Genomic DNA, 6004 nt, shown 5'->3' with positions numbered 1-6004 from the left:
TACTCGCATTGGGTTTGGCGATGAGAAGTCCGGTGGGATTGCCTTGCTTGTCGCGTTGAATTTCTCCGCCCACGGGCGCGGGCGTATCTTTCGTATAGCCAACGGCGCGCAACGCCGCACCGTTGAGAAGCGCACGATCGTAGAGGTGCAGCACGAACACCGGCGTGTCGGGCGCGGCTCCGTTGATCTCTTCCAGCGTCGGCATCCGGCGCTCGGCAAATTGGAACTCCGTCCAACCGCCGACCACACGCACCCACTGCGGCGGCGGAGTGCGCTGAGCTTGCTCGCGCAGCATCCGCAGCGCGTCGGCTAGCGACGGCACGCCATCCCAGCGCAACTCCATGTTGTAATTAAGGCCGCCACGGATCGGATGCATGTGCGAGTCGTTAAGACCCGGGATGACCGTCCTGCCGCCGAGATCGATGACCCGGGGCTTTGCGCCTCGCAGAACCATGATCTCTTGGTTGGATCCAACCGCCGCGAACCGCCCGTCCTGGATAGCAACGGCCTGGACGAATGATCGGCGTTCATCCTGTGTTGCGATACGGCCGTTCATCAAAATCAAATCCGGCTCTCTACCTTTTGCGGCCATACTGCATCCTCCGAAAAGATGGGACACTCCCATCAATGCGGCAAGTTTAAGAATGTCCCTTCGCGTCGGTTCCATGGTGGTAAATGACACGAACCGGCTACTTGTGCGCAGCCGCGGCAGCAGGCACGACGTATTCGGGGAACTTCGTCGCCGGCGCGCCGTGCACCATCGTGTAGGCGTACTCGACGCCCATGCCGTACGCGCCAAAATGGTTCTTCACGATATCCATGACCGCCTCATAGGTGTCGCGCTCCGCCCAATCGCGCTGCCACTCGAGCATCACGGAGAGTGCGGTGACCGGCTTCGCACCCGCCTGGACCACCCGCTTCATTGCGTTGTCGTGAGCCAGCTGGCTCACATCGCCGCAACAGTCTTCGACGACGTACACTTCGTAATGTCGTGAATGGCCTGCACGGTCGGCAGCGCGACGCTATGTCTCCGTCCACAGCCCGGCCAGGACAATTTTTTTCTTCCTGCTCTTTTCGATGGCGGTCACGAAGTTCTTGTCGTCCCAAGAGTTCATCGAAGATCGTTCGATGGGCGTCTGATGCGGGAAGACCGCCTGGATCTGCGGCCACATATTGCCGCTGAAACTCTTGGTTTCCACTGTGCTGAGCACTACTGGAACGTCGAAAACCTTCGCGGCTTTCAACAGCGCGACGTTGTTGTTGATGATCGCCTGGCGGTCAAAATTGGCGACCCCAAAAAGCATCTGCGGTTGAAGATCGATAATCGCGACAACGCAGTTGTCCGGGGTCAGCAGCCCTTTTTCACTGCGTTTCGCGCGACCACTATTTTGAGCCATAATTTCCTCCTTCTTGAAGTTAGTTCCACAACACTCTTGCCAGCGCCAGTTCAGAGACACGCAAACCCGTGCGCCGTCCGAAAATACTGTATCGCATACGATTGCTCCTTAACTACATCAGAACATTTCGCTCACGCCTTGAAGAACGCGAGCAGATCCTCGTTGATCTGTTCCTTTTGAGTCGAGCATAAGCCGTGCGAGCCGCCCTTGTAGATCTTCAGTTGTGCGTTCTTGATTAGCTTGGATGAAAGCACGGCCGAGGCGCCGATCGGTACGATCTGGTCGTTATCCCCGTGAATGATGAGGGTCGGTACGTCGATTTTTTTGAGATCTTCGGTGAAGTCCGTCTCGGAGAATGCCTTGATACAGTCGATGACGCCTTTGAATCCGGCCTGCATCCCCTGGAGCCAGAACGAGTCACACAGGCCTTGAGAGACCTTGGCGTTCGGCCGGTTGGCGCCGTAGAAGGCGTGGTGAGATTCTTGAAGAACTGCGAGCGGTCGGCGAGGACGCCAGCGCGGATTCCGTCGAACGTCTCCATAGGGAGGCCGCCGGGATTGGCGGCCGTCTTCAGCATCAACGGCGGCACCGCGCCGATCAGCACGGCCTTGGCCACACCCTGCGTGCCGTGGCGGCCGATATAGCGGGCGACTTCACCGCCGCCCGTGGAGTGGCCGACATGGATCACGTTCTTGAGATCGAGCGTTTCGACGAGCATCGCGAGGTCGTCGGCGTAGGTGTCTATGTCGTTGCCGCCCCAGGGCTGGCTCGATCGGCCATGGCCGCGGCGGTCATGGGCGATGCAGCGGTATCCGCGGGCGGCCAGAAACACCATCTGGTCTTCCCAGGCGTCCGCGCAGCGGCCAACCATGGCTGAAGACCACGGGCTGTCCCTTCCCCCAGTCCTTGTAGTAGAGTTCGATGCCGCCGGAACTTTCTTTGCCGACAGTGATGTAAGGCATTTGGAAATCTCCTTTCTGAATCTGTCTCGACGTTGATGATTATCGGAACCCTATCGATTGCTATCTCCCTCACGGAGCATCCCCTCTCGTATGTAGGGCCAGCAGTGGAGGAGTTCGATTCCATCTTCTTCGCAGGTAATCCTGCACGGGCAGTTCCTGACAACTTAACGGATCGCTGCGGTCGAGGCAAACCTCTGGCTGGATGCCAGCGCAGATACCACACCACCCCGCCCACCGCCTGTAACGGCTGGACGTAAACATTGAGATACATCTGATCACTCGACTCGCACCTCAACCTCGCATGATCTTCTAGAACTTCCCCAACACTTTATGGTAGCGTCATCGTAGGCTCCGGTCGTCCACGGGTCCAGCGGACCCATTGAGCTTCGGAGACTTAGATGACGATTGCCTCCGATCTCTTGCAACGACATATCCAGACACTCGTCGAGGACAACGCGCAATGGCAGACACTGATCGCCGATGATCTTTTGTGGGAACTCCCTTACGCGCCCGCCATCGGCCATCCGGCGCGGCGGCTATCAGGGCGGGAGGTGGTGGTGCGTCACGTAACCTGGTTCCTGTGGGCGGTGGAAAATTTCCGCTTCTTCGACCTCAAGCTGTATGCCTTAGCCGATCCGGAAGCGGCAGTCGCCGAAGTCAAGGCGGAGGCGCTTATCAAGCCTACGGGGCGTATCTATCGCCAGGATTATGTGTTTTTCCTGCGTGCTGCAGGCGGCAACATCGCGTTCCTACGCGAATATTTCGATCCGGTGCGTGCGGCCAAGGCGCTGGACGCGCCGATTCTTGGTCTCGAATCCTGAGGACAATCGGCGACGGGCCGGATAACAGCGGGCGTGGACCACTGGGATCCTGCCGTCACCGGCGGCTAGCCGCGTGTTGCTTCCAATTGAGTCAACTACAGTCGATCATGGTCAGCTACGTGTCATGGGCGTCCACTGCATACAACTTACTAGGGAGATTGCGATGAATGCTTTATCGAACCTTTCTAGCACGTCGGCGAGAGTCGTGATCCGCTGGTGGCCTTGGTTGCTGGTGCTTGTTTGGGTAGCGGGACTCGCCGGCGTGCCCGCTCTCGCGCAGGACGCCAACGAAATTGCGACAGGTGCCGCCCCGGTCGGTCGCTTGCCGAAGGGCTTCACTGAAAAAAGCGCCAAGGTAAACGGGGTCAGGATTAACTACCAGGTTGGAGACATGCTGAGTTTGCTCGCCGCCGAACGCGATATCCTCAGCCACGACCTCGGTGGCGCTCCATCTGTCGCACTGGCCTACATGGCCTCCGGCCGCGCCTTGTCGCTCGCCACGATCGAGACGCCCTTCTACCGAGCTTATGGAGTTCTCCCACGATACGTGGAACACCTCAGCCGATGTTAGCGCCGGAAAGTTGGTCGTGCGGCGCCCTCAACTCCAGCACCATAATGGTGATCAGAATGGCCATGACACCATCGCTAAATGCCTCGACCCGGTTGGTTTTCATTAAGCGGAGTGTTGCGAAACGAGCGCACGTGCAAAACCGACGTAGAATGCGCGTAGCTGGCAAGACAGGTTGTTGAGCTTTCGCTAGCACATAGATTGCGACATGGCAGTGCAGGATTTAAACGCGATTGCTTTTCCGATACTGAGCGAGGCGCAGATCGCGCGGCTTGGGCGTTATGCGGGCGCACCGCCGAAAACGTTTCGGGCGGGGGACGCGCTGTTTCGTTGTGGCGATCGCGATTCCAACTTTTTTGTCATCAAGTCCGGTGAAGTCGAGCTTGTCGATGAGACCGGCGAGAAGCCGAAGGCGATCAGGGTCCTGGGCGCAGGAGAATTCACCGGCGACGTCGGTCATTTGACCGGCAACCCGAAGGTGGTCACCGGCATGGCCAAGACCGATTCCGAAGTGTACGAAATCTTGCACAAAGCCTTGCGCAAGATCTTGAATCAAGACTTGCAGCTGAGTGATATTATCCTACAAGCATTCATTGCCCGCCGGCAATTGATGCGCGAGTCGGGTGATTTCACCGGCTTGCGCGTGATCGGTTCCCGCTATTCGCGGGACACTTTCCGGATCCGCGATTTTTTGGCGAAGAATCGCGTGCTGTTCACCTGGCTGGATTTGGAAGGCGATCCCGCGGTGGGTCAGTTGCTCAAGCAATTTGGAGTGACCGAAGCCGACACGCCTATCGTGGCCTGTGCTCACCGGGTGCTTCTGCGTAACCCGTCGAACCGCGAGTTGGCGGAGACAATCGGCATTCGCCGGCCGGTGGAACACGTGGTCTATGATCTCGCCATCGTCGGCTCGGGACCGGCCGGGCTCGCTGCGGCCGTTTATGGCGCTTCCGAAGGATTGAACACCGTGGTCCTCGAACGCACCGCGCCGGGAGGTCAGGCCGGCAGCAGCATGCGCATCGAAAATTATTTGGGATTTCCAACCGGAATCACCGGCAGCGAACTGGCCGATCGCGCCGTTCTGCAAGCCGATAAGTTCGGTGCGCGCGTTTCCATTCCGACGCCGGTGATCAATCTGACGTTCGACAAAGTGTATTCAGTTATCGGATTGGAAGGCGGCGAAACGGTCGTCGCCAAATGTCTGCTGATCGCCTCAGGCGCGGACTCGCGGACTACCGCCGCCTCGACGTGGAAGGTTGCGATCCATTCGAAGGCTGCGGTGTTTATTACGCGGCCACGCCTAACGAAGCGCAGATGTGTCGCGCGTCGGATGTTGTGCTTGTCGGGGGCGGCAACTCCGCTGGTCAGGCGGCCGTCTATTTGGCACAGAACGCGCGCCAGGTGTTCCTTTTGATCCGCGGCGATGATCTTTGCAAAAGCATGTCCAGTTATCTCGCCCATCGGATTATGAATACACCGAATATCGAGATACTTCGCTGCACTACAGTCGAACGCATGCTCGGCGATGGCCATCTCAGCGAAGTTGAAATCGTCAACAAACTCACGGGCGAGAAGCGGACTCTGCAGACGGCCGCGCTCTTCAGTTTCATCGGCGCGACGCCGCGGACCGATTGGTTGCCGCCCGAAATCGAGAAGGACGAGAAAGATTTTGTGCGCACTGGAATTGCTTTGGCCGATTCGCCGGACTGGACCTTGAAGCGGCAGCCGTTCCTGTTGGAAACGAGCCGGCCGGGCGTGTTCGCGGCTGGAGATGTGCGTTCAGGCTCAGTCAAGCGCGTCGCCTCCGCCGTTGGCAAAGGCTCAATGTCGGTCCAGTTCGTACACGAATTTTTGAAAGAGAGGTGAGCTGATGTCGAACGGAACCTGCGCTCATCTTCCCGAGATCACGACGGTCAAACATGCCCAACGGCGCGAGTGCGCTGAATGCGTGGAGATCGGCGCGCGATGGGTGCATCTGCGCACCTGTCAGAATTGCGGCGCGACGCTTTGTTGCGATGACTCGCCAAACCGACATGCGACAAAGCATGCGCGGGCGAGCGGGCACCCGGTGATTGCGTCGGCGGAGCCTGGCGAGCGTTGGCTATATTGTTATCCAGACGACGCGTTCGCGGAATACTGAGCAATGCAGCGGACCGCGGTTTGAAGGACAAAATCGACAAGGTGATTGAGTCGATGGAACCGACAGCGAAGCAAACGGTCCGATCCGCACTGGTAACGTCGGGAGTACTCGTAGCC

Annotated in this window: 4 protein-coding genes and 5 pseudogenes; 5 read left to right on the top strand and 4 right to left on the bottom strand. The window is 58.5% G+C overall.

The window, feature by feature from the left end:
* The 3 genes and pseudogenes from M3436_18535 to M3436_18525 form a co-directional block, all read right to left on the bottom strand.
* A partial coding sequence (locus tag M3436_18535; GenBank protein MDQ3565995.1) for an amidohydrolase family protein occupies window positions 1–625 on the bottom strand: 625 nt, incomplete at its 3' end.
* A 64-nt stretch (window positions 626–689) separates the two neighbouring features.
* A pseudogene (locus M3436_18530) lies at window positions 690–1397 on the bottom strand (isochorismatase family protein).
* A 131-nt stretch (window positions 1398–1528) separates the two neighbouring features.
* Window positions 1529–2359, bottom strand: a pseudogene (locus M3436_18525) (alpha/beta hydrolase).
* A 398-nt stretch (window positions 2360–2757) separates the two neighbouring features.
* Between M3436_18525 and M3436_18520 the strand changes: the two are divergent.
* Window positions 2758–3180, top strand: a complete 423-nt coding sequence (locus M3436_18520) for a nuclear transport factor 2 family protein (protein MDQ3565994.1) — start codon at window positions 2758–2760, stop codon at window positions 3178–3180.
* 163 nt (window positions 3181–3343) lie between these two features.
* Window positions 3344–3751, top strand: coding sequence for a hypothetical protein (locus M3436_18515; GenBank protein MDQ3565993.1), 408 nt, complete (start codon window positions 3344–3346; stop codon window positions 3749–3751).
* Window positions 3752–3767: 16 nt separating this feature from the next.
* Here the strand turns inward: M3436_18515 and M3436_18510 are convergent.
* A pseudogene (locus tag M3436_18510) lies at window positions 3768–3854 on the bottom strand (TMEM175 family protein).
* A gap of 102 nt (window positions 3855–3956) precedes the next feature.
* Here M3436_18510 and M3436_18505 point away from each other — a divergent pair.
* From M3436_18505 to M3436_18495, 3 genes and pseudogenes are all read left to right on the top strand, one after another.
* Window positions 3957–4699, top strand: a pseudogene (locus tag M3436_18505) (cyclic nucleotide-binding domain-containing protein).
* A pseudogene (locus M3436_18500) lies at window positions 4698–5614 on the top strand (NAD(P)/FAD-dependent oxidoreductase). The pseudogenes M3436_18505 and M3436_18500 overlap by 2 nt, the downstream one beginning before the upstream one ends.
* A gap of 4 nt (window positions 5615–5618) precedes the next feature.
* A complete protein-coding gene (locus M3436_18495) occupies window positions 5619–5888 on the top strand; it encodes a UBP-type zinc finger domain-containing protein (GenBank protein MDQ3565992.1) in 270 nt (89 codons plus the stop codon).
* Window positions 5889–6004 lie beyond the last annotated feature (116 nt).

Source organism: Pseudomonadota bacterium (genome assembly GCA_030859565.1).
Classification (GTDB): Bacteria; Pseudomonadota; Gammaproteobacteria; order JACCXJ01; family JACCXJ01; genus USCg-Taylor.
Note: the sequence above shows the minus strand (reverse complement) of the source record. Positions and strands in the feature narration are given on the sequence as shown.

Excerpts from the sequence above, each read along its gene's own strand:
- M3436_18520 (MDQ3565994.1), top strand. The coding sequence starts at position 2,758 with ATGACGATTGCCTCCGATCTCTTGCAACGACATATCCAGACACTCGTC.
- M3436_18495 (MDQ3565992.1), top strand. The coding sequence starts at position 5,619 with ATGTCGAACGGAACCTGCGCTCATCTTCCCGAGATCACGACGGTCAAA.
- M3436_18515 (MDQ3565993.1), top strand. The coding sequence starts at position 3,344 with ATGAATGCTTTATCGAACCTTTCTAGCACGTCGGCGAGAGTCGTGATC.